At 66.0% G+C, this 23,344-nt stretch carries 17 protein-coding genes; 3 read left to right on the top strand and 14 right to left on the bottom strand.

What is annotated here, in order from left to right; genetic code table 11:
* Window positions 1-18 precede the first annotated feature (18 nt).
* Window positions 19-5,745, bottom strand: coding sequence for an S-layer family protein (locus FQU96_RS04280; protein ID WP_178130304.1), 5,727 nt, complete (start codon window positions 5,743-5,745; stop codon window positions 19-21).
* A 451-nt stretch (window positions 5,746-6,196) separates the two neighbouring features.
* On the opposite strand from FQU96_RS04280, the gene FQU96_RS04275 reads away from it, so the two are divergent.
* Window positions 6,197-7,063 carry a phosphotransferase family protein gene (locus FQU96_RS04275; RefSeq protein ID WP_146539575.1) on the top strand — a complete coding sequence of 289 codons (867 nt, stop codon included), beginning with the start codon at window positions 6,197-6,199 and terminating at the stop codon, window positions 7,061-7,063.
* A 41-nt stretch (window positions 7,064-7,104) separates the two neighbouring features.
* On the opposite strand, the gene FQU96_RS04270 is transcribed toward FQU96_RS04275, so the two are convergent.
* From FQU96_RS04270 to FQU96_RS04220, 11 genes are all read right to left on the bottom strand, one after another.
* Complete coding sequence (locus FQU96_RS04270; protein ID WP_146539574.1) at window positions 7,105-8,100, bottom strand: LLM class flavin-dependent oxidoreductase; 996 nt, start codon at window positions 8,098-8,100, stop codon at window positions 7,105-7,107.
* Window positions 8,101-8,215: 115 nt separating this feature from the next.
* Entirely contained in the window at window positions 8,216-9,175 is a 960-nt protein-coding gene (locus FQU96_RS04265) for an LLM class flavin-dependent oxidoreductase (RefSeq protein WP_146539573.1), read from the bottom strand.
* Entirely contained in the window at window positions 9,168-10,421 is a 1,254-nt protein-coding gene (locus FQU96_RS04260; RefSeq protein ID WP_146539572.1) for a pyridoxal-phosphate dependent enzyme, read from the bottom strand. The genes FQU96_RS04265 and FQU96_RS04260 overlap by 8 nt, the downstream gene beginning before the upstream one ends.
* Before the next feature lie 53 nt (window positions 10,422-10,474).
* Window positions 10,475-11,482, bottom strand: coding sequence for a TIGR03619 family F420-dependent LLM class oxidoreductase (locus tag FQU96_RS04255; RefSeq protein WP_146539571.1), 1,008 nt, complete (start codon window positions 11,480-11,482; stop codon window positions 10,475-10,477).
* 129 nt (window positions 11,483-11,611) lie between these two features.
* On the bottom strand, window positions 11,612-13,348 hold the full coding sequence (locus tag FQU96_RS04250; protein ID WP_146539570.1) for a hydantoinase B/oxoprolinase family protein: 1,737 nt from the start codon (window positions 13,346-13,348) through the stop codon (window positions 11,612-11,614).
* 144 nt (window positions 13,349-13,492) lie between these two features.
* A complete protein-coding gene (locus FQU96_RS04245; protein ID WP_146539569.1) occupies window positions 13,493-15,565 on the bottom strand; it encodes a hydantoinase/oxoprolinase family protein in 2,073 nt (690 codons plus the stop codon).
* Between the two features lie 6 nt (window positions 15,566-15,571).
* Window positions 15,572-16,306 (bottom strand): ABC transporter ATP-binding protein, encoded by a 735-nt coding sequence (locus tag FQU96_RS04240; RefSeq protein ID WP_146539568.1) that lies wholly within the window; start codon window positions 16,304-16,306, stop codon window positions 15,572-15,574.
* Entirely contained in the window at window positions 16,303-17,100 is a 798-nt protein-coding gene (locus FQU96_RS04235; protein ID WP_146539567.1) for an ABC transporter ATP-binding protein, read from the bottom strand. The genes FQU96_RS04240 and FQU96_RS04235 overlap by 4 nt, the downstream gene beginning before the upstream one ends.
* On the bottom strand, window positions 17,097-18,038 hold the full coding sequence (locus tag FQU96_RS04230; RefSeq protein ID WP_146539566.1) for a branched-chain amino acid ABC transporter permease: 942 nt from the start codon (window positions 18,036-18,038) through the stop codon (window positions 17,097-17,099). Before FQU96_RS04230 ends, FQU96_RS04235 begins: the two co-directional genes overlap by 4 nt.
* Window positions 18,035-18,922, bottom strand: a complete 888-nt coding sequence (locus FQU96_RS04225) for a branched-chain amino acid ABC transporter permease (protein ID WP_146539565.1) — start codon at window positions 18,920-18,922, stop codon at window positions 18,035-18,037. Before FQU96_RS04225 ends, FQU96_RS04230 begins: the two co-directional genes overlap by 4 nt.
* Before the next feature lie 60 nt (window positions 18,923-18,982).
* The gene (locus FQU96_RS04220; protein ID WP_146539564.1) at window positions 18,983-19,780 is read right to left on the bottom strand and encodes an IclR family transcriptional regulator; all 798 of its coding nucleotides are present in this window, start codon (window positions 19,778-19,780) and stop codon (window positions 18,983-18,985) included.
* Window positions 19,781-19,901: 121 nt separating this feature from the next.
* On the opposite strand from FQU96_RS04220, the gene FQU96_RS04215 reads away from it, so the two are divergent.
* The gene (locus FQU96_RS04215; protein WP_146539563.1) at window positions 19,902-21,035 is read left to right on the top strand and encodes an ABC transporter substrate-binding protein; all 1,134 of its coding nucleotides are present in this window, start codon (window positions 19,902-19,904) and stop codon (window positions 21,033-21,035) included.
* A gap of 63 nt (window positions 21,036-21,098) precedes the next feature.
* On the opposite strand, the gene FQU96_RS04210 is transcribed toward FQU96_RS04215, so the two are convergent.
* On the bottom strand, window positions 21,099-21,848 hold the full coding sequence (locus tag FQU96_RS04210) for a bifunctional 2-polyprenyl-6-hydroxyphenol methylase/3-demethylubiquinol 3-O-methyltransferase UbiG (RefSeq protein WP_146539562.1): 750 nt from the start codon (window positions 21,846-21,848) through the stop codon (window positions 21,099-21,101).
* Window positions 21,849-22,189: 341 nt separating this feature from the next.
* On the opposite strand from FQU96_RS04210, the gene FQU96_RS04205 reads away from it, so the two are divergent.
* On the top strand, window positions 22,190-22,615 hold the full coding sequence (locus FQU96_RS04205; RefSeq protein WP_255467836.1) for a GFA family protein: 426 nt from the start codon (window positions 22,190-22,192) through the stop codon (window positions 22,613-22,615).
* Window positions 22,616-22,660: 45 nt separating this feature from the next.
* Here the strand turns inward: FQU96_RS04205 and FQU96_RS04200 are convergent, their stop codons facing one another.
* Complete coding sequence (locus FQU96_RS04200) at window positions 22,661-23,263, bottom strand: 2-hydroxychromene-2-carboxylate isomerase (protein ID WP_146539561.1); 603 nt, start codon at window positions 23,261-23,263, stop codon at window positions 22,661-22,663.
* Window positions 23,264-23,344: the final 81 nt, after the last annotated feature.

Below are 23,344 nucleotides of genomic sequence, written 5' to 3'. Positions count from 1 at the left end.
AAAGTAGGATCAAATCACCTAGACCAGCTGGTCCTGGTGGACGATCAGGTGATCGGCCAGCACGCCGTTGGTAAAGGTGCCGTTGACGATGGCCAGCGTCTGGAAGGAATTGCCGCCGCCGTCGAGATCGACCTGAATCTGAGTCTGGCCGCCGGCCGCGCTGGCCCTGAGGTAGCCGCTGCCGATCAGGTCGAAGGCATCGTCGCCGGTGAAGTTCTGGAACATCGACGCCGACAGGACGATCCGGTCCTCCGACGCACCCGACAGCTTGAAGTCGGTGATGGTGTCGATGCCGTCACTCAGGCTGTCGAACCAGAACCGGTCGAAGCCGGCACCACCTGTCAGGGTGTCGGTACCCGCACCGCCCTTGAGCACGTCGTCGCCAGCGCCACCCTTCAGCACGTCGTTGCCGGCGCCGCCCGACAGCCGGTCGTTGTCGGCGCCGCCGTCGAGGTCGTCGTTGCCCGTGCCGCCATCGAGGATGTCGTTGCCCGCCGCACCCTTGAGGACATCGTCGCCGGCATTGCCCGTGAGCGTGTTCGCAAGGCTGTTGCCGGTGAGCCTGTCGTTCACCGAGCCGCCGATGACGTTCTCGACGTTCTCGATCGTGTCGGTGGCGAAGGTCGACGTGGTGCCGTCTCTCAGCGTCAGCGTCACGGCCGAGCCGAGGGCGCTGTAATCGATCGTGTCGATGCCGGCTCCGCCGTCGTAGCTGTCGCGGCCATCGGCCGTGCTGGTGACGACGAAAATGTCGTCGCCAGCATTGCCCTTGATGGTGTCGCTGCCAAGGCCGCCGATGATGGTGTCATTGCCGGCATCGCCGAAGATCACGTCATCGTCGGCGCCGCCGTCGATGCGGTCGTCGCCGGCACCACCCTGGATCAGATCGTCGCCGTCCTCGCCGTACAGGGTATCGTTGTCGAGGCCGCCGTCGATGCGATCCTCGCCCAGTCCGCCGGAGATGTGGTCGTTGCCAGCGCCGCCGGAGAGGACGTCATCGCCGCCAAAGATCGTATAGTACATGGCGATCGAGTCGTTGCCGTCGCCGCCATCGACAACATAGGCGGCCGCCGAGGTCGAGTTCAGTACGTCGTCGCCAGCGCCGAGCAGGATGGTCCCGCTCACCGTCGAGCCGACATAGAGGTTCACCTGGTCGTTGCCGGCGCCCATATCGATCGCCGAGCCACCCGTCGCGACGATCGATCCGGAGTTGTTCAGCGTATCACGGCCACCGCCCATCGAGATGCCGCCGACGATCCGGCCGGTGCTGTTGTTGCCGACGAAGTCCTCGTGATCTCCGATCAGATTGATCGCTTCGTTGCCGCGCAGGTCGAACCGGGCCGCGTCCGCCGGAGCGACACCCTCCGGGCCGTGGCCGTCACCGCGGATCAAGCCGTCGTTGACGATCGTGGTGACGCCCAACGCATTGCCATTGCTGGAATTGTCGACCTGAATGGCACGACCGTAGCCATAGATCTCGCCAGTGGCGTTGTTGACGATGCTACCACCGCCGATGGCCATGCCCTCCGAGACGTTCGGCTCGCCATTGTGATAGCCATCGGCACCCAGGCCGGCGATGCGACCGTAGTTCAGTACCTGCACCAACCCGTCGACGTCGATGGCGTCGCCATCCGAGGGGACCCCGTCGGCCGCACGGCCTTCCATCGTGCCCCGATTGGTGATGTATACCGTGTTCTCGACGGTGCCTTTGTTGTCGATGTTCACCGCCGAACCGTTGAGGCCGACCATGGTGGCGCCAACGGCGTTGTTGATCGTTGCGCCGACCTTGCCGGTGATGGCATGCCGAACCCCTTCGATATAGCCGCCCTCGAGGTTGTTAAAGGTCGCGTCGGAACTGCGGTTGTAGTTGAACCCGTCCGACCCGCCGACAATACGGCCGGCATTGTTCACCACGTCGATCTCTTGGAAATCCAGCGCCGGGCCGACGCGGCTGCCGCTGATAACGCCGGTCGTGAGATTGTTCAAAACGAAGGAGCCGTAGCTGCCCCCACCCAACACACGACTGTCGCCCTGGATCAAGCCGGCGTTGTTGATCTCGATGATCGCTCCTGCATCGTCGAAGACCTCAATGACAGCGCCCTTTCCGGCCATAGGTGCCAGTGACCGGATGACACCACCCTCGTGATTCCATAGCGTGACCGTGTGTGATGACCCCGTCCGTATCCGCATTGCCGAGCCCGCGGCTGCCTCGATCGTTCCCGCATTCTCGAGCACGACATTCGCTTCCAACGCGGCATGGGTATCAACGTTGATGACAGTCTCTTGGAAGGCCGGCGCCAGCGACTGGATGATGCCACCCTCGTGGTTGCGCAGCGTAACCGAGGAAGACGCCGTCAACGTCACGCCGATGGCCTGGCCCACCGCTGCCAGGATCGTTCCCGAATTGTCGACAGTGGCGTGCGCGTCATTGACATCGCTGGCGATATCCAGCCGCGCTCGCAGCGAGCCCCCGTGCTCGATCGTCAGGACATCGCTGTTGTCCAATCGGATATCCGACGTGACCGTCGCGCCATCCTTGATAACGATATCCGAATAACCCCGTGCACCGTCGGTCACCGACCAGGTTCCGTCTTGTACCACGAGGTTTTCGACGCCGGTGGTTGCAGCCAGCGTGCTCACGCCGCTGCCGACGAGAATAACGGTGTCATCACCCGCCCCACCGTCGATCGCGGTCGGCAGCGGTCCGGCCGTCGATACCCGAAATGTGTCGTCACCCGAACCGCCGACAATCTTCTCGATGCTCACGAGCCGGTCAGCACCTGCATCGGCACCGACCGCATTCCCGGCAACGAAGTCGACGGTGATGCCCGCCCGATCCTTCGCGTAGTCGGCCGTATCTTCACCGGCGCCACCATCGATCGTGTCGTCGCCGGCGCCACCATCGATCCAATCGTCACCGTCGTTGCCGTGCAGCATATCGTCGTCCAGGCCGCCGTCGATACGGTCCTTGCCTGCGCCGGCATAGATGTGGTCAGCCCCGGCCCCGCCGCGGAGAATGTCATCGCCGCCGTAGCTGTAGTCCATGGCCATCGTGTCGTTGCCGTCGCCGCCGTCGATCTCGAAGCCACCGGCCGAGGTCGAGAGCGCCACGTCATCACCGGCGCCGAGCAGGATGGTCCCGGCCACCGTCGCGCCGACATAGAGGTTCACCTGATCGTTGCCGGCGCCCATGTTGATCGCCGAGCCACCGGTCGCAACGATCGAGCCGGAGTTGTTCAGCGTATCGCGGCCGCCGCCCATCGAAATGCCGCCCACGATCCGGCCGGTGCTGTTGTTGCCGACGAAGTCCTCGTAGTCGCCGACGAGGTTGATCGCTTCGTTGCCGCGCAGGTCGAACCGGGCCGCGTCCGCCGGAGCGACACCCTCCGGGCCGTGGCCGTCACCGCGGATCAAGCCGTCGTTGACGATCGTGGTGACGCCCAACGCGTTCGCATTGCTGGAGTTGTCGACCTGGATGGCGCGGCCGTAGCCGTAGATCTCGCCGGTGGCGTTGTTGACAATGCTGCCGCCGCCGATGGCGATGCCCTCGGAGACATTCGGCTCGCCATCGTGATAGCCCTCGGCGCCCAGACCGGCGATGCGGCCATAGTTCAGCACCTGCGCCAGGCCGTCGACGTCTATGGCATCGCCATCCGAGTCGACCAGTTCGGCCGAACGGCCTTCCATCGTGCCTCGGTTGGTGATGAACACCTTCTCCGCTTCCGAGCCGCCATTGTCGATGTTCACCGCCGAGCCGTTGCGGCCGATCATCGTCCCTTCGTTGAGAACGGTGACGCTGTTGTCGCCGGTCACGGCGTGACGCGAGGCTTCCATCCAGCCCCCGGCGTGGTTGTTCACCTTGCCGCCGGTGCCGCTCTGGAAGTCGATCAGATCACCGCCGCCGGCAAAGCCCGGCGCCGTGGTGATCATGCCCCAGTTGTTGACGGTGGTGTTCTGGCCCGGCCGGATGACATCGGTGTCGCTGCCGGTCTGACGGATCGTACCACCGGCCAGATTGTTGATCGTGACATCCGCACCGCCCGACGCGAGGGTCTGGAAGTCGATGACGCGGCCGCTGGCTTCCATCAGGCCTGAATTGTTGATCGTGACGGTCGCGTCGGCGTGCGCCCGCTGCTGCGGATTCAACGAACCGCGGACCACGCCATCGGCTTCGTTGTTGAACGTGAAGGAGCCGGTCGCCCCCGCCGTCGTGTTGAGCACGCGGCTCGCTGCTTCGATCAGGCCTGCATTGTCGACCACGGCATTGCCGCCGCCTGCCCAGACGATGGCCGTGCCGGCGGCGAGCTTGCCGCCAGCCTCGATGGTCAGCCGGTCATCGTTGTTGAGCGTGATCGTGCTCGTTACCGTCGCACCATCCTCGATGGTGATGGCGGCGTAGTCACTGGCGACCACCGACCAGGTCCCTTCCTGGACCACGAGGCCTTCAACACCGGATGTCGCGGCCAGCGCGCCGGTGCCATTGCCCAGCAGCCTGATCGTGTCGTTGCCGGCACCACCGCCGATGGCGGACGGCAGAGGGCCGGCTGTCGACACCAGGAACGTATCGTTGCCCGAACCGCCGATGAGCTTCTCGATGTCGGCGAGCTGATCGTTGCCTGCGTCGGCGCCGACCGCTGTCCCCGCTGCAAGGTCGACCGTAATGCCTGCCCGGTCTTCCGAATAATCGGCTGTATCCACGCCGTCGCCACCGCTGAGCAGGTCATTGCCCGTGCCGCCGATCAGCACGTCATTACCGGCGCCCGCCAGAAGCTGGTCGTTGCCCGCGCCGCCCTGCAGGCGATCGTCGTCGGCACCGCCATCCACGACATCGTCACCGCCGCCGGCATGGACGAGATCGATTCCCGCGCCGCCGATGATGCGGTCGTTGCCGTCGCCTGTCGCAATCGAGTCCTGGCCATCGCCGGCGTCGATGTCCAGCGCGCCCGCGGCGTTCGACGACAGCACGTCATTGCCGGCACCCAGCACGATCTTGCCCGTGACAGCGGATCCGCCGTGCAGGTTGAGCGTGTCGTTGCCGTCACCCAGATCGAACGCCGTGCCGCCTGATGCGACGACGGAACCCTGGTTGGTCACGAGGTCGTTGCCGCCGCCCGTGGAAATGCCGCCGACGATCACGCCCGAGCGTGTGTTGACCAGCAGGTCGCCGGCGTCACCGGCGAACGCGATGGCCTGGCCCGACAGGCTCTGGATCATGCCCTCGTTGACGAGTTCGACGCCCGGGGCAGGCGCTGCATCCGACGCGACGGCGACGCCCTGGGCCAGGATGATGCCGCCGGCCTTGTTGTAGACCGAGCCGCCGCTGAGGCTGATGGCTCCGGCGGCTGCGGCGCCGTTCAAACCCAATGCCTGGATCAGACCTGCATTCTCGATGGCGGCCGCGCCCTCCGCGACAACCGCGTTGCTGCCGTTGGTCACCAGAATTGAGCCGCCGACGGCGACTTTCATGTCGCCCTGGTCAGCGAGCCTGACCTGCGACGTCACGATGGCGCCGGTGGCAATGGTCACGGTGTCATAGGCATCGCTTTGCAGCGTCCAGACGCCGCTTTGAACGTCGAGTGTTTCGAAATTCGTGTTGGTGCCCAGAGTACCGGCACCGGGACCCATCAGCTTCAGGGTGTCGTTGCCCTCGCCGCCATCGATCGGGGTGGCCACCGGCGCGCCGGCATGCACCTCGAAGGTGTCGTCGCCGTCACCAAGATCCAACGCTGAACCATCCGTCGACATCATTGTCTCCTTGTTGAAATCGTCACCCACGTTCACGCCCGCGATCAGCGTGACCTCTTCCGGCAAGAGATCGCGATGGCCGGCGGCCGTGATGGCGCCTGTGCTGGCAATCGTTGCGGCGAAGGCGTCTTCGTTGCGGGCGCTATCGATCTGGATCGCGTAGCCGTGCGGCCTGCCGCCTTGGTGGTTGACGATACGTGCGCCACCGCCATGGGACTGGGAGCCATTCGACGAAACTCTCCGCTGCGCCTCGCATGAAAGTGCGAGCGTTGAAGTTTGTGTTTGCCTGATACCGGGGAGATCGCAGGCGCGCGGAGCTAACACCGGCAATGTTACAGCGATGTGAGCTTTTCGTAACCGGTGATGGTTTCTTGTGGGAACGACGGCGTCCGCGCGCTGGAGAGCTCCCCGACCAGTAGTAGCCACCCGCGCCGTCAGTTATGAACACACCATGATCGCCTCTTCGGCCATCCCCGATGTCGAAAAACTCGCGACGCTGATCGGAACGTCACGGCGCGGCGCACCCACGGTCATCGAGACGGGTCAGAACAACCGCGTGTTCGATTTCGGCGACATGATCGTGCGCGTCCCCCGTCACGCCGCGGCTCAAGCGGCGCTGTGCCGCGAGGCGCAACTGCTGGAACGCCTGCGTGTGCAGCTGCCCATTGCCGTGCCCGCCGTCGCCATACGGGACGTCGACGGACTCAAACTGGCGGTCCACCGACGCTTGCCCGGCCAGCCGATCGAGTCGGCCGCCGATCTGGGGGCGGCGGAGCAAGCATCGCTGGCGCGTGATCTCGCTCATTTCCTGCAGCACCTGCACGGCCTGCCACTGGCCGTCCTCGGGCACGACGCAGCCCCGCCGAATCCTGCCCGCACCTGGCATGATCTCTTCCAGCGTGTCGCGCTATCGATCTTTCCGCGCGTGTCGACGGTGACCGCCCGGCGCATCCGGTATGATTTCGAACGGTTCCTGGGGCGCATCGATGACCTGCCGATCGTCGTCATTCATGGCGACTTCGGCACCGGTAACATCCTGGTCGACGGCGCGACCGTCACCGGCATCATCGACTTCAGCGGCTGCGATGCGGGCGATCCCGCTTACGACTTCGCGAGCCTTGCCGCCGGCCTGGGCAAGCCATTCGTGCGGCAGCTACAGCCCCACTACCCTGACCTGTCCGCGATGTGGAATCGCCTGGATTTCTACATGAGCACGTTCGCGCTGCTCGATGTCCTGTTCGGACTCGACCACGATGACGATGCGGCCCTGCAGGCGGGTCTGACGGCCATCAACAGCGCGCCGGGAGGGCACCGATAGACTGGACTGGCGTTCAGATGGTCGACGCCTCTGGCGAAAAGTTAGAGCTTCACCACCTCGGCGAACCAGTGCAGCTGGTCCTCGAATTCACCGAGGCTGTCGGCGGGGATCATCAGTGCGCAGGCATGATCGACGCCGATGGCGGAGAGGCCTGCGATCTTCTCGCGGATCAGGTCAGGGGAGCCGACGAGATTGGCGATCACCTGGTGCGACAGATCGCGACCGGTATAGGCCAGTGACTTGCGATGTGCGACTAGGCCCGACGCCATGTAGCGCCGTTCGGCCTCCTCTGCCGTCTTGGCGATGGTGAGTGAGAATTGCGGGGCGATCTCGATCGATGCGGGATTGCGGCCCAGCTCGGCGGCACGCGCCTTCAACACCCGGATGCGCTCTTCCAGTTCATGCCATGGCCGCCATCCCGGCAGCCAGCCGGTGCCGATGCGCGCGGCGCGCTCGACGGCGGCGAGATTGTGTCCCCCGATCCACAGCGCGAAGGGATCCTGTACTGGCTTGGGGAACATCTCGACGTCGCGGCATGCGTAATACGTGCCTTCGTGCGTCACACGCGGCTCGGTGAACAGGCGCCGCATCAGCGCGAGGCCCTCGTCGAGCATGTCGCCGCGCCGCGCCGTGGCCGCCAGCCGCGGTGCCCAGGCGGTGAACTCTTCGCGGTAAGCGCCGACACCGACGCCCAGGATCATGCGGCCCGCCGACATCTGATCGATGGTCGCGACCTGCTTGGCGAGCCAGAAGGGATCACGCATCGGCAGGACGGCCAACGCCGTGCCGACCTTCAATGTCGTCGTTGCCGCGGCGCAGAACGACAGCACCGTCATCAGCTCATAGAAGTTCGGCGGCCGCCCGGGAAAGAGGTCGCGCACATAGTGCTGCGTGGTGATGTGATCGTTGCCCCAGACGGAATGATAGCCCAGCCGCTCGCAGATCCTGGCCAGGCGCACGAAATCGCCGGGCTGCACGAAGGGGATCGGATACATCACGCCTTCGAAGCCGGTCGGCAGGCAAATGCTGAACTTCATGACGTCTCCTTGCCGTCATTCCGAGCGCAGCGAGGAATCTCCTGCGAATGGAGACTCCATGCCCGGGAGATCCCTCGCTGCGCTCGGGATGACAAGGTGTCCGGGACAGCGGCTGTCACCCCCGCGCCACAGCGAGCGCGGCGGTAATCGACGGTGCATCGTCGAGACCGCCGAGAATCACCTCGTCGAGGCCGATGGCGCGATATTCTTCGAGCCTGGTCCTGACCTGGGCGGCCGTGCCGCACGCGGCGTGACGGCGCACGACGTCGTCACTGACCAGGTGGTCGACCGTGGCCCAATCTTCGGCGGCATAGGCGGCGGCCAGCGCCGCCTGGTCGAGCGATGCGCCGGAGAGACGGACGTTCTCGGCGTGGTGGGCACCGCGCAGCACGAAGCCGATGGGCCGGCGGATCGGGTCGATGGCTTGCATCTCGGTGGCGGCGAGCTTGGTGTAAACGATACCCAGCTTGCGCAGGGCACGGCCATCGGCGCCGCCTGCCGCCTGATCGAGGCACGCCCTGACGAACGGCGGCGACGTGGCGGCGGAGATCAGGACGCCGTCGGTTTCGCGGCCGGCTAGCCGCAGCATGTTGGGCCGGGACGCCGCCAGCACGATCGGCACGTCGCGTCGTCCGCTCGCCAGCCGCCGACCAGCCGCACGGAAGACCTGGCCCTGGAAGTCCACGGTTTCGCCCGCCAGCAGGCTCCGACACAGGCCAACGGTCTCGCGCAACGCGACGAGCGGCCGGGGCGACTCGATGCCGGCCGCCTTGAGATCGGCCGGCGCACCGGCACCAAGGCAGAGGATCACCCGCCCCGGATACATCTCATCGAGCGTCGCGGCCGCCATGGCGATGAACACGGGGTGCGTCGAATAAGGGCTCATCGCCATCAGCGCGATCCTGATGCGCTGTGTGGCGCCCAGCGCCAGGGCGGCCGTGGTGATGGGATCGCGCAGGAACAGATGGCAGGCGATCCACAACGTGGTCGCGCCGCCGGCTTCCGCCGCCTGCGCCTGCGCCGGGATGTCGGCGATGGGCACGCGTCCATCCATGGAGATGCCGAACTCAGCCATGGGAGAATCCATAGACATCACGCAGGGCCTTGAGCACGTCCACGAACCCGCCCCGCACCAGAGGCGCGGCCGGCAGCGCCGTATCGATGACAGCCGGGTCCTTGAGGCCGCCGGCGGTCATCAACGCGACCACGCGCGCATCGGACGCGATCACACCCTGTGCCCGCAGGCGCTCGATCGCCGCGAACGGCGCCACCGAGGATGGCTCCGGCCACAGCCCTTCCTTGGCGCCCAAGGTCACCACCCAGCGGGCAAGCGCGTCATCGTCGATCGCAACGGCGGCCCCGCGGCTGCGCCGCACGACCTCCAGTGCCTGGACCGTGCCCTGGCTGGCGCCGATCGATGTCGCGATCGACGGCGCATTGCGCGGATGGTCGGGCGGCATGGCGGCATCGCTGGCCATGGCCGTGGCGATCGAGCCGGATACCTCGGCGGCGACAAAGCGCGGCGTGCGGGCGATCCAGCCCAGCGCCTTCAATTCCTCGAAGCCCTTCCACATGCCCAGCAGCGCATCGCCATAGCACACCGGCAATACGCACCAGTCCGGCACCTCCCAGTCGAACGCCTCGGCGATCTCGAAGGCGATCGTCTTGTAGCCCTCCATGCCGTAGGGATTGCTACCCACGACGGGGCCGAAGAACGGTGACGTCGGATACCAACCCAGCTCGCGCACGCCGGCCGATTGAAAGCGCCAGCGATCGGCCTTGTCCTCGACCACGACGACCATGGCGCCATAGGCCCGCATCTGGGCGACCAGCGGCGGCGATGCACCAGCGAACGTAAAGACGACGCAGGGAAGGCCGGCCTTCGCGGCATAGGCCGCCGCCGCCGCACCGGCGTTGCCGGATGAGCTCGATGTGATCACCGTGGCGCCGAAACGCCGGGCCATGGTGAGGGCCCCCGACGCCAGGCGATCCTTGAACGACCACGTGGGATTGCGCGACTCGTCCTTGACCCACACGTCGCCCAGGCCCAGGGACGGTGCCGGCAGCAACGGCGTATTGCCCTCGCCCAGGCTGACGGCATCGTCGGCGCGGGCCGGCAGAAAGGCATCCCAGCGCCACAGCGATGCCGGCCGGCGCGGTACATCACTGCGCGATAGGCCCGCACCCGGTTGGGAGTCGTAGACGACCGTCAGGTTCGACGGTGCCCCTGCCGTGCGGCAGTTCGGGCAGTCCTGCGCGTAGTGATCGATCGGATAGCGTGTGCCGCAACGGACACAGGCAAGCGCACTAGGCTGTGGCATGGAAGCACCAGGATGAAGTGAAATACGTCAATGGCGCAGCAAGGCGCCGGCCGTCATCCGATCTTGGGCATTACCTCTTCGGCGAAGACCTGCATCTGGTCGAGCAATTCGCTCACCGTGTTGGCGGCGAAGTAGAGGCCCAGCAGGTGGGTGACGCCGGCTTCTCGGAAGGCGTTGGCCTTGTCGATCACCTCGGCGGGCGTGCCGATCAGGTTGATGTCCTCGTGTGTCGCAGCGCCCTGGTCCTTCAGCGTCGACTTGCTGAGCGAGATCAGGTGTTTGTTCATCTGGCTTTGGCGGAAGCGTTCGATCGCAGCCTGGCGCGTCTTGCCGACATGCACGATGAACTGCGGGCAGACCTCGATGGTCTTGGGGTCGCGCCCCGCCTGTTCGGCCATGGAGCGCAACGTCTGCACGTCCTTGCGCAGACGTTCGACATGCATGCCGGCCGGCAGCCAGCCGTCGCCCCACGCCACGGTGCGGCGGATGTTGTTGGGGTTGTTGCCGCCAACGTAAATCGGCAGGTGCGACTGATACGGCTTGGGCCACAGCTCGACATCGCGAAAGCGGTAGAACTTGCCCTCGAAGCTCGCGACCCGCTCGGTGAACAGCGTACGCAGGGCTTGCAGGCCCTCGTCGACGATATCGCCGCGGTCCATGCGGGTGCCGGGCTGCAGCGCCAGGAACTCCTCGCGATAGGCGCCGATGCCGACGCCCAGTTCCAGCCGGCCCTTGCCGAAATGGTCGAGCGTCGCGATCTGCTTGGCGGTCACCACGATGTCGTGCCGCATCGGCAGCACCAGCACGCCGGTACCGACCTTCAGGGTCTTGGTGTTGGACAGCACGAAGGCATAGGTGACCAGCGGTTCCCAGAAGCGCGGCGGCACAGGGTACTCGGCGCGCACATAGTGCTGCGTCGTCATGTGGTCGTTGCCCCACACCGAGTCGTAACCGAATTTCTCGGCCGCCTGGGCGATCTTGATGACGTTCTCGGGATCGGAGAACGGGATCGGATAGGTGAGGCCTTCCATCCCCGTCGGCAAGCCGGCACTGACACGCATGGTGTGCTTCCTTGATGAGCGTTACGTCGTCCGTCTCGTCCGTCATGTCGAGCGCAGCGAGACATCTCCTGGGATCAGAGTCTCTATTCGCAGGAGAGTCCTCGCTGCGCTCGGAATGACATGAACGTCTTACTCCGCCGCCAGCGCGCGCAGTTTGGCGGTGGCCGCGGCGTCGATCGTGCCGTCTGCGCCAATGGCAACGCCGTAGTCACGCTGGGCGGCTTCGACCGAGATGAAGCCCTGCCGTACGTCATCCGCCACGGCGCGGGCATCGCGCTTGCGCGGATCGCCGAGACCGCCGCCACCTGGCATGGCGATGATGACGCGGTCGTCCTGCGGCACTGTCTGCAATCCCTTGCCGCGCAGCACGCCGCCCGAAGCCAGCGTGAGCGTGCCCGCGGCGCCGTTGCGCCCGCCATCGCGGCCACGCGGCGGATGATCGATTCGATCGTAGTAGGCACTGATGGCAAACGGCGCCGTATCGAGCGTGCCCACTTCCATGATCTGGCCAAGGCCGCCACGAAACTCGCCGGCACCGCCGGAGTCCTGGCGGTACTCCTTGCGCCAGACCACGATCGGCGAGACGGCTTCGTTCACCTCGATCGGCACGTTCTTCACACCGCTGGGAAACGCCGTGGCCGACAGACCATCACGTCCCGGTCGTGCACCGGTGCCGCCGGCATGGAAGCTCATCACGTTGAAGGGAACGGCATTGGCGGTCAGTGCCGGATCGCCGTCGGTTCGGCCAGGACCGCCAAGCGCGAACAGGTTCCACAGGCAGGACGTCCCTTCAGCCGGCACGCTGCCGCCCAGCGCCTGATGCAGGCAGCCGAACATGACGTCGGGCAGCATCTGTCCGGTCACATGGCGCGCCGCCACCGGCGACGGCGCCTTGGCGTTCAGGATCGAGCCTTCCGGTGCCGTAACGCGGATCACCGACAGCGAGCCCTCGTTGTTCGGCACCTTCGGCGCCACGATGCACTTCACGCCAAACGAGGCATAAGCCTCGGTGTAGCACATGGGCACATTGATGCCGTACGCCGAAACCCCGGAGGTGCCGGCGAAGTCGACGTCGATGCCGTCGTGACCGATCGTCATCGTCGCCACCAGGTCGAGAGGCTTGTCATAGCCGTCGACCCGCATGGAGAATGTGTAGGCGCCCGGCTTGATCCGGCGGATCGCCTCGAGCGAGGCCTGCTTCGACTTCTCGAGAACATGGCGGCCGAGCCGGTCGAGATCGTCGATGGCGAATTCGTCCATCATGGTGATCAGGCGGCGACAGCCGATCTCGTTGCACGTCGCCAGGGAGTAAAGATCGCCCACGACCTGGATCGGCTCGCGCACATTGGCATTCACGATCTCGATCAGCGTCTCGTCGACCTTGCCCTGGCGCGCGAAACGCATCAGCGGTATGTAAAGGCCTTCCTCGTAGACCTGCCGCGCGTCGGTGCCCATGCCGCGGCCGCCGATGTCGACGACGTGGCAGGTGCTGGCGAACAGCGCCACCATCCTGCCGCGTCGGAACGTCGGCGTGACGAACGTGAAATCGTGCAAGTGGCCGGTGCCCTTCCACGGATCGTTGGTCAGGAAGATGTCGCCTTCCTTCATGGTCGACGCCGGGAACTTGTCGAGGAAGTGCCGTACGGCGCGCGCCATCGAATTGATGTGCCCCGGCGTGCCGGTGACGGCCTGGGCCAGCATGGCGCCGCTGAGATCGAAGACGCCGGCCGACAGATCGCCCGCTTCGCGCGTCGACGTCGAAAAGCCGGTGCGGATCAGGGCCAGCGCCTGTTCCTCGACCACGGCGATCAGCCGATCCCACATCAACTGCAGGCGGATCGGCGAGAGCGGATCGTTGATGGTCATGCTGTGGTGCTCCTGGATCAATTTTTCGGACCGCGCGCGTCCACGCGCGCATCGGCGCGTAAGCGCCGACCGTTTTCGCTCTCCGCTTTGCTCCAAGCGAATGCGGGCGTGGACGCCCGCGGTCCGAAAAAAACTTTCATCGCCCTACACCCTCTCCATGAGGATCGCGCCGATCGGGTTGATGCGGGCGATGAAGTTCTTGGGCACGATGGTGGTCGTTTCGTCCTCGGCGATCACCGCCGGGCCGGGCAGTGCGCTGCCGGCCGCGAGATCGGCGCGGTGGTAGACCGACACCTCGTGCATGTCCTGATCGACCGGATCGTACATCGCGCGCTTGCCGCGCGGCGCACTGGGCTTGTCCGCCGGCTGCGCCGGACAGCGCGCAGGCGCGGTTTGTTCGGCCGCCAGACGCAAGGTCCAGTTCATGATCTCCACGGCGAGGCCCGGAATGGTCCGCCCGAACGTCGCCGCATAGGCCTCTTCGTAGAGCGCCGACAACTGCGCGCGCGACGCGGTGTCAAAAGCGCCCGATGGCAGGCTGACGGTGATCTCGTGGCCCTGGCCGCGATAGCGCATGTCGGCCGTGCGCGTCTCTTGCAGCCGGGCCCCCGACGCACCGGCCTGCACCACGGCTTCGGCTTCGGCGCGCATCTCGGCGAACAGAGCATTCACATAAGCCGGCTCGAAGGAGGCATCGAGCTGGACGTAGCGGCTGCGCACCACCTCGTAGGCGACAGGCGCCAGCAGGAAGCCGACCGCCGATCCCACGCCGGCGCCTTGCGGTACCATGATGCGGCGAATGCCCAGCTTCTCGGCCAGCCGCGCCGCATGGATGGGGGCCGCCCCACCAAAGGCGATCAGCGTGCGGTCCTGGATCTCCTTGCCGCGCTCCACGGCATGAACGCGAGCGGCGTTCGCCATGTTCTCCTCGACGATCTCGCTCACGCCGAAGGCCGCGTCCAACCGCTGCAAGCCGAGCGCCGTGCCGACGGATTTGTCGATCGCGGCACCGGCAGGATCGGGCAGCAGCGTGATGGAGCCGCCGGCGAAGTAGCCGGGATCGAGGCGGCCGAGCACGACGTCGGCATCGGTGACGGTGGGCGACGTGCCGCCGCGGCCGTAGCAAACGGGGCCTGGCTCGGCACCGGCGCTTTCGGGTCCGACGTTCACGCGCGCCAGGCTGTCGACCGAGGCGATCGATCCGCCGCCGGCGCCGATCTCGACCATCTCAATCACCGGGATGCGCAGCGGCAAGCCGCTGCCCTTGAGGAACCGATACTGCCGCGCTACTTCGAACGTGCGCGAGTATTGCGGTTCACCATCGTCGATCAGGCAGATCTTGGCCGTCGTGCCACCCATGTCGAAGGACAGCACCTTGTCGAGGCCGCATTGGCGCGCGAGGTTGGCGGCGAGGATGGCGCCGCCGGCTGGCCCGGACTCGACCAGTCGGATCGGGAATCTCCGCGCCGTCTCCAAGGTCGTGAGGCCACCGCCCGATGTAATGAGGAACAGCGGGCAGGCCAGGCCGCGCTCCCGCAGCGCGGCGTCCAGGCGGCCGAGATAGCGGGCCATCACGGGCTGCACATAGGCGTTGGCCACGGCCGTCGACCAGCGCTCGTACTCGCGGATCTCGGGCGAGACCTCGCTGGAGAGCGTGATCGACACGCCGGGCAGCAGCTCGGCCAGGATCTCCCGGGTGCGCCGCTCATGCTTGCCATCCAGATAGGCGTGCATGTAGCCGACCGCGATTGCCTCGATTCCAGCGGCCTTCAACTGGGGTGCCAGCGCGCGCACAGCCTGCTCGTCGAGCGGGATCAGCACGTTGCCGCGGCCGTCCAGCCGCTCGGGTACGCCGAACCGCAGCTCGCGCGGCACCAGCGGCGATGGCTTCTGCATGAAGATGTCGTATTGCTCGAAGCGATGCTCGAACGCCATTTCGATCGAATCGCGGAACCCTTCGGTGACGATCAATGCGGTGCGGGCCCCCTTGCGCTCAATGATGGCGTTGGTGGCCAAGGTCGTGCCGTGGATGAAGAGGCCGAGGTCGGCCGGCTTCACGCCCGCCTGCTTGAGGATGTCGTCGATGCCGGCCAGCACGCCTTCCTCGGGCGCGCGCGGCGTGGTGAGCACCTTGGTGCTGATCCGCTTGCCGCCCTGCTCCAACGCCAGGTCCGTAAAGGTGCCGCCGATATCGACGGCGAGACGCGCCTTGCTCATGTTGCCCTATGCCGCCGTTTGCTGGATGTTGCCGCCAAGATAGGCTTGGCGGATGCGAGGGTCGGCGCGCACGTCGGCCGCCGGCCCTTCCATGAATTTCTGCCCCTGCTCCATCACCAGGGCGCGATCGGAGATCAGAAGCGCGCCCCGCACGTTCTGCTCGACGACCAGCACCGTGACGCCGGTGCGCGCGATCGCCTGCACCGTCGTGAAGACGTCGGCCTGCATTTTGGGCGACAGGCCCAGCGACGGCTCATCGAGCAGCAACAGGGACGGTTCGAGCAGCAGCACCATCGCCATCTCGAGGATCTGCTGCTCGCCGCCCGAGAGGTTGCCCGCCTCGGTACGCCACTTGGTGCGCAGCATGGGAAAGAGCGCAATCACGCGGTCGATGGCCGCCGCATGCCGGGCCGCCGGCAAGGTGTAGCAGCCCATCTTGACGTTCTCGGCGACCGACATCGCGGGAAAATTGCAACGCCCCTGCGGCACGAAACCGATACCGCGCTGCAGCCGCTGCCAGGGCGGCAGGCGCTCGATCGCCTCGTCCTTGAACACGATCTTGCCGGAGAAGAAGCGATTGGTGCCGTAGATCGCGCGCAGCAGGGTCGACTTGCCGGCGCCGTTGCCGCCGATCAAGGTCGTGATGGTGCCGGCCTCGAGCCGGGCGGAGAAGTCGCGCACGATGGGGTTGTCGCCATAGCCCGCCGTAACATCGACCAGGTCCAGTGCCGGTGTCGTCATGCGGCACCCCGCATCTCGGCCTCGGCCATCTCGGGTGTCATGCCGAGATAGGCTTCCAGCACGCGCGGATCGGTGTGGATCGCCGCCGCCGTTCCTTCGGCGAGCTTGCGACCCTGGTCCAGCACGATCACGTGGTGGCAGAGGTTGGTGATGAATTCGACATTGTGCTCGACGATCAGGAACGTCTCGCCACCCGCGTTGAGCTTGCGCAGTACGTCCTCGACATCGCGGATGCGGGTCGGGTTGACGCCCGCCACCGGCTCGTCGAGAACCACGATGCGGGGCCGCGGCATCAATGCCGCCGCCAGCGCCAGCAGCTTCTTCTGCCCATAAGACAGAATGCCCGCGTCGGCATCGTAGTAGCGCGCGAGACCGACCAACTCGATCAGCTCGCGCGCGCGAGTCTCGGCGGCCGCTGCCGCGCGGCGATAGCGGCGGGTGCGGAAGAGTTCGTCGGACCAGGTGGCGTCATCGAACTGCTGGGCGGCGATCGCCAGGTTGTCGCGCAGCGGCAGGTTTTCGTAGACGCGCACGGTCTGGAACGTGCGCATCAGGCCGGCGCGCGCGATCTGATGCGCGGACCGGCCGGCGATGTCGGTGCCGGCAAGAACGACGCGGCCGCCATCAGCCTTCTGGAAGCCGGCGATACAGTCGATGGTCGTGCTCTTGCCCGAGCCGTTAGGGCCGATCAGCCCGGTGATGCTGCCCTGCTCGACGGTGAACGAGACGCCGTCGACGGCATGCACGCCGGCGAACGATTTGCGCAGGTCGCGGATTTCGAGCAGTGCCGTCATCGCAGCGCCGCCCGCATGCGCGCCAGACGGCGCTGGCGGATCCAACCGGCGAAGCCACCGGGCATCACCAGCATGATCACCAGCAGGACGACGCCATAGATGATCATGCGAAAGTCGGACGAGAAGCGCAGCACCTCTGGCAGCGCCGACAAGGCGATCCCGGCAATGACGACGCCCCAGAAGCTGCCGGCGCCGCCGATGATCACCATGATGAGGAACGTCTGCATGTAGTAGAAATCGAGGAACAGCGGGTCGATCACCTTGAGGTGGAAGGCGAAGATGCCGCCGGCGATGCCGGTGATGGCGGCGCTGATGGCGAACGCGGCGAGCTTGTAGGGCATCGGCGCGATGCCCTGGGCGCGCACCAGCGGCTCGTTCTGCTTGATCGCCACCAGCGTGCGCCCGATGCGCGACGTTCCCAGCGCGTAGAGAAAGCCGAGCGCCAGCAGGGCGTAGATCCAGGCGATCCAGTAGAAATGCGACGTGGTCTTGAACTCGAAGCCGAACAGACTGGGCGCCGGCAGGCCCGGGATCCCCAGCGGTCCGCGGGTCAGGTCAACCCAGTCGCGGGCGACCAGAGTCACCAGCAGCGCAAACGTCAGGGTCACGATCACGAAAGCATGCCGACCCACGCGCAGGGTCGGGTAGCCGACGATGAGCGCCAGTGCCGCGTTGAGCAGGCCCGCCCACAACAGGCCGAGCCAAAACGTGCCGCCGAAGGTCACCACGGTCAGCGCCGTGGCATAGCCGCCGATCCCCCAGAAGCCGAGCTGGGCGAACGACAGCAGTCCCGTGTAGCCGTAGATCAGGTTCAGCGCCGCCGCGGCGACCGTATAGATGGCCGCCGACACGGCAACGCCGAGAATGTAGTTCGAGCTCGTCAGGTATGGCAGCAAACCGAAGGCCAGTGCTGCGACGACAATCGCGACCGCTTTCATCCGACCCGCATCCCGCCGCGTGTGAAAAGCCCGTCGGGCTTCAGGAACATGACCACGACCATCAGGATGAAAACCGCCGCTTCCTGCCAGACGATCTCGAAGAAGCCGCCGATCCAGCTCTCGATCAGACCCAGGCCGATGGCTGATACGATCGCACCGGGGATATTGCCCAGGCCGCCGATGATGACCAGCGCGAAGGCCTTGAAGATCAGGAACTGACCCATGCCCGGCGTGACGAGCTGGATGGGCGCCAACGCGGCACCGGCAAGCCCGCACAGCCCAGTGGCCAGCACGACGGCGTTGCGCGCCACGACACGCGGCCGGATGCCGACCATCAGCGCCGCCTCGCGGTTCTGGGCGATGGCGCGCATGGCACGGCCGAACTGCGTGTGCTTCAGCAGCACGAACAGCAGCGCGAAGGCGCCGATGGCCACGACGGCACCGATGATGCGGGTCCAGGTGATGCGGATCGAGCCGATCAGCACGCCGTCGAAACCATACTGCGTGTCGACCATGCGCGGATTGGCCGTGAACAGGTACTGCACCACGTGCAGCACGATGATCGACAGCCCCAGGGTGATCAGGATCGAGCGCTCGAATTCATCGGGCCGCAGGCGCACCAGCAGGGTCTCGTAGATCACCAGTCCGCAGATCATGGTGGCGACCACGGCCGCCGCCATGGCCGGCCAGTACAGCGAGCCCATCGCCGGCAAGGCGAAGGACATGGCGAAGGCGCCGACCATCAGGAGTTCGCCATGGGCGAAGTTGATGATCTGCATGACGCCGAAAATCAGCGCCAGCCCGACGGCGATCAGTGCGTAGAGGAGCCCTAGCGTGATGCCGTTCAGCGTCAGCTGGACGAGGTAGACCGGGTCGACTGCCATGATGCTGCGGCCTATGCAAAATCCGTGTCGACGGATGGCCTGCTCCACCGACACATCGTCTCACGCGACATCGTGCTTAGCCTCCTCAACGCGGCGCGGAGCACCGGCATGGCCCAGTGACACCGAGCAGCGATGCGCGGCGTCGAGGACCATCTGCGTGATACGCGGCCACTCGGCTTCGCCATGCTCGCTGCTGAGGAATGCCACGCTCATCGACGCGACCGCCTTGCCCGACGCATCGCGGATTGCCGCCCCGATGGAGATGACACCGGGCAGGTTCTCCAGAAGCGCAAACGCGAAACCCTGGCGGCGGATCGTGGCCAGCTCGTCCGCCAGCGCCGGCGCATCGGTGATGGTGTTCGGCGTGAACCGCTCATAGGGCGGCGGGCCCACGACCAACGCCAGCTCCGCCGGCGGCAAGTCGGCCAGCAAGGCCTTGCCCATCGCGGTGCTGTGCGGGTTGGCACGCGTGCCCGGCATCATGCGCACGGCGATCGGACCGCTGCTCTGTGCGCAGTGCAGGTAGACGACGTTGTTGTCGCGCAGGACGCCCAGATAGCCGTTCAGGTGATGCTCGTCGGCCAGCCGGTTCAGCTCGTCGCTGGCGGTCGCCATCAGGCGATCGTCGCGGCGCAGCGCAGAGCCCAGCAACAGCGCGCGATAGCCCAGGCGGTAGCGCCGCGTCTCCAGCACCTGCTCGAGGTATCCGGCCCGCATCAGCGTGTTGGCCAGGCGCTGCACGATCGCCGGACTCAACGCCAGCGTCCGCGCGATCTCGCGGATGCCGATCTGCGAGGGATGGCCGTCGAGGAGGTCGAGGATCGCGATGCCCCGTTCGAGCGACTGATTGGTCGCCATTTTGTTCCAATTATCGCAACAGCGTTTCTCCTATTGATAGTCCGGGATCGATCAGCCAGTGTCAAGACCATGTCGTTCGTGGGGACGACAGATCGCAGGGGCAATTTCAAGGGGGCAAACGATGCAAAGAAGCTACCGGGTTGGCGCTTTTCTGGCCGCGCTGCTGTCGGCGGGCCCAGCCATGAGCCAGTCGATCGTGATTGGCGTGTCGACACCCGTCACCGGCCCGGCGGCCGTGGCTTCGGAATGGGAACTGTGGGGCGTCAACCTGGCGTTGGAGGAAGTCAACGCGGCGGGCGGCGTGCTGGGTCGCAAGGTCGAGATCCAGGTGCTCGACAACAAGTGCAACCCGTCCGAAGGCGTCAACGTCGCCAACAAGCTGGCGGAAGCCAAGGTCGTGGCGATCATCGGATCGCACTGCAGTTCAGCGCACCTCGCCGCCATGCCCATCATCAAGGACGCCAAGATCCCGATGATCACCGGCATCGCATCCAATCCGCAGATCACCGATCTGTCGGGTGTGGGCGGCAACGCGTGGGCATTCCGCATCAACGCATCCGACACCGCGATGATGAACACGCTGGGCGCCTATCTCGGCGACAAGAAGATCTTCAAGACCATCGCCATCGTGGCCGAGGACTCCGACTTCGGCCGCGGCGGCGCGGCGGCGTTCAAGGCGGTGGTCGACAGGGCCGGGATTGCCGTCGTCTCGACCGACTTCCATCCCCAGAACGCGCCCGACTACACCAGCATCCTCACCCGCCTGCAGCAGCGCCGCCCCGACGGCATCGCGACATTCCAGCTGGGCGGTGACTCGCTGAACTTCCTGCGCCAGGCGATGCAGTTGGGCGTGCGCATCCCCTATACGGGACGCGCCGAGCTTGGCGGCCGCAACCTGCAGATCATCGAGGCCGGCGGCATGGAAGGCTCGATCAGCGCCTGGACCTACAATCACGAGATCCCGGTAGCGACCAACAAGGCGTTCGCCGACAAGATCATGGCCAAGCACAAGTCGACACCGTACCTGCAGACCTGGGCATCCTATGACAGCTTCCGGATCATCATCCAGGCGATCAAGGAAGCCGGCAGCACCGACACCACCGCCGTGCGCGATGCCATCAAGAAGATGAAGTTCACCACGGTCTTCGGCAAGGATGTGACGTTCGACGACCACAACCAAGCCGGCCGCTACGTCATCCTGCAGCAGGTCAAGAACCGCAAGGTGATCGTCGCCGACATCGTCGAGGTGAAGTAGCGCTCGATACGCGATTACGCATCGATGCCGGCATGCGGCGGCCTGATGTGCGCCATGCGGCGGTCACGTCCCGGCGTGACGCGCCGCGACGGCGACAATCACCTCGTCGCCGTCGGCGTACTGGCGATCGGTCTCATACGCGCCGTGGAGCTGCTCCACCTCGAAGCCGTGGGCGGCCAGCAACGCCCGCAGTGAGTCCGGCGTGTCGGCACGCACGACGAAGCGTTCCTGCGCGACCGGGACGACCCGGCCGAAGCGATCGGCGTCAACCGCCCACTGAACGATGGTCGCGTCGTCCTCGTCGCGGGAATAGAGGGTGCGGCGGCGGAACGTCGTGTGGCCGAGCCGACGTTCCTCCACGACTTCGCGGCGGTCCGCCCATGCCAAGGCCGATGTGCGGACGTCGACGATCAGCCGCGCGTCCGGCGCGGCGTGCCGGCACACGGCCGCGAGCGCCGTCGCGCGCTGCGTGTCATCGAGAAGCATCAGGACGCTGCGCATCAGGATGACGTCGGCCGCGTAGGGCTCAGCAAAGGTCTCTGTGCTGCCCTCGACGAGGGTGATGTTGCGCGCGATCTCATCGCCGCCGTTCAGCCTGTCCATCGCAATCGCCGCCAGGACGGGCGAGGGCTCGAATGCCAGCACCTCGAGCCCGAGTCGCGCCAGGGCCAGCGCCGGACCACATAGGGCAGCGCCAAAATCGAGCGCGCGCCGGCGACCCGCCGTCCAGTGCGCCAGAAAGCGCTCCTCCTCCGCCGTGACGACCGCGTGCGGCCCGAAGAAGGCGTAGTAGCGTCCTGTCTGCTCGTACATGGCCAACTCCACGCTGTCGCCGACGACCCAGCACGCCGGACACCGAGGTCACTCCTTACCTGGAGGTCAGCGCTTACTTTATAGTGCGTAATCTACAGTGCGAGAAAGGCGGCCTTATCACTCGGCCGCGGCGACACCGAATGTCATCTCGCGGCGAACACGGCCGTCTTCGACGCATGGGGCGGCAATTCGGTTCACGCGGGTGACGACGTCGGTCATGCAGCGGCACTCGACACTGCGCCGCTCGGCCCGGGATGTTGTTGGCTCTGCAAGCCAGGCCGCCAGGCACCTGTACGATAATTTCGCAGCACGCGTACCGCTCATGCGCAGAGGCACCGGACATGGAAAGCACGATGAATGCCACCGGCACAGCGACACGCACGGCGCAGTGTGCCTGCGGTGGCCTGAAGATCACCATCACCGGCACGCCGGCGCGCGTCTATGCGTGCAGTTGCCTGGAATGCCAGCGCGCCACAGGCACGGCATTCTCATATCGCGCCCTCTTCACGCAGGACGCGATCGCGTACATCACAGGCGATCGCCGAACCTGGCGACGCAGCAGCGACTCGGGCCGCTGGGTCGAGCAGACCTTTTGCCCGACCTGCGGTACGCTGGTGTATATGGACGGCGAAGCCTTGTCGGGCGCCGTTGTGATTTCGGTCGGCTGTTTTGCCGATCCAGGCTTCGCAGCGCCGGCTACGCTGTTTCGCGCTGCCCGCCGGCATCATTGGTACGCATTGCCCGACGGCATGCGCGTCGTGGACTGACCGACGATCGCTTGAGGCCCGCCGCAGTCGGCCGTCTGCCGTGCATCAGCTGCCCAGCTTGCGATCGACGAAATCAAGCCGGTCCTGACCCCAGAAAATCTCGCCGTCGATGACGTAGCTGGGCGCGCCGAATACACCGCGATCAATCGCCCGCTTCGTGTCGGCCTCGCGCCTGGCCATGATCTCCGGCGACTCCGCTGCCGCGGCGATCTTCGCGGGATCAAGGCCGATGCCGGCGATGATGCCAGCCAGGGTCTGCGGGTCGCTAATGTCCTTCTCCTCTTCCCAGACGCCGCGCAGCACCGCATGCGCCAGCGCAATGGCCTTGGCGCCGTCGCCGGTCTCGCGCACGGCGATCACGCTGCGCGCCGCCGGCTGTTCGTTGGCGGGAAAGAACTTGGGCTGCAGGTTGATCGGCACGCCCAGATGGGCGCGCCAGCGCTTCAGCTCCATCATGCGATACGCCTGGCGCTGCGGCGCACGCTTGGGCAGCGGCAGGCCACCCGACGCCGGAAAGACCTGGCCGAAATCGACCGGCCAGATCGTCACGGTCGCACCGTGCCTAGCCGCGAGGGCTTCGATGCGCGCCGAACCAAGATAGGTCCATGGCGAAATCAGCGAGGCGTAGTAGTCGATATGCTTGGGCACGGCTCAACCTCTTTGGTGTCGCGGTATCGTATACGGCGGCACCGGACTTTTCGAGGCGCGGCTTTCCCGGAAGCGCGGGCG

Source organism: Reyranella sp. CPCC 100927 (genome assembly GCF_007859315.1).
Classification (GTDB): Bacteria; Pseudomonadota; Alphaproteobacteria; order Reyranellales; family Reyranellaceae; genus Vineibacter.
This window is presented reverse-complemented; position numbering and strand designations above follow the sequence as displayed.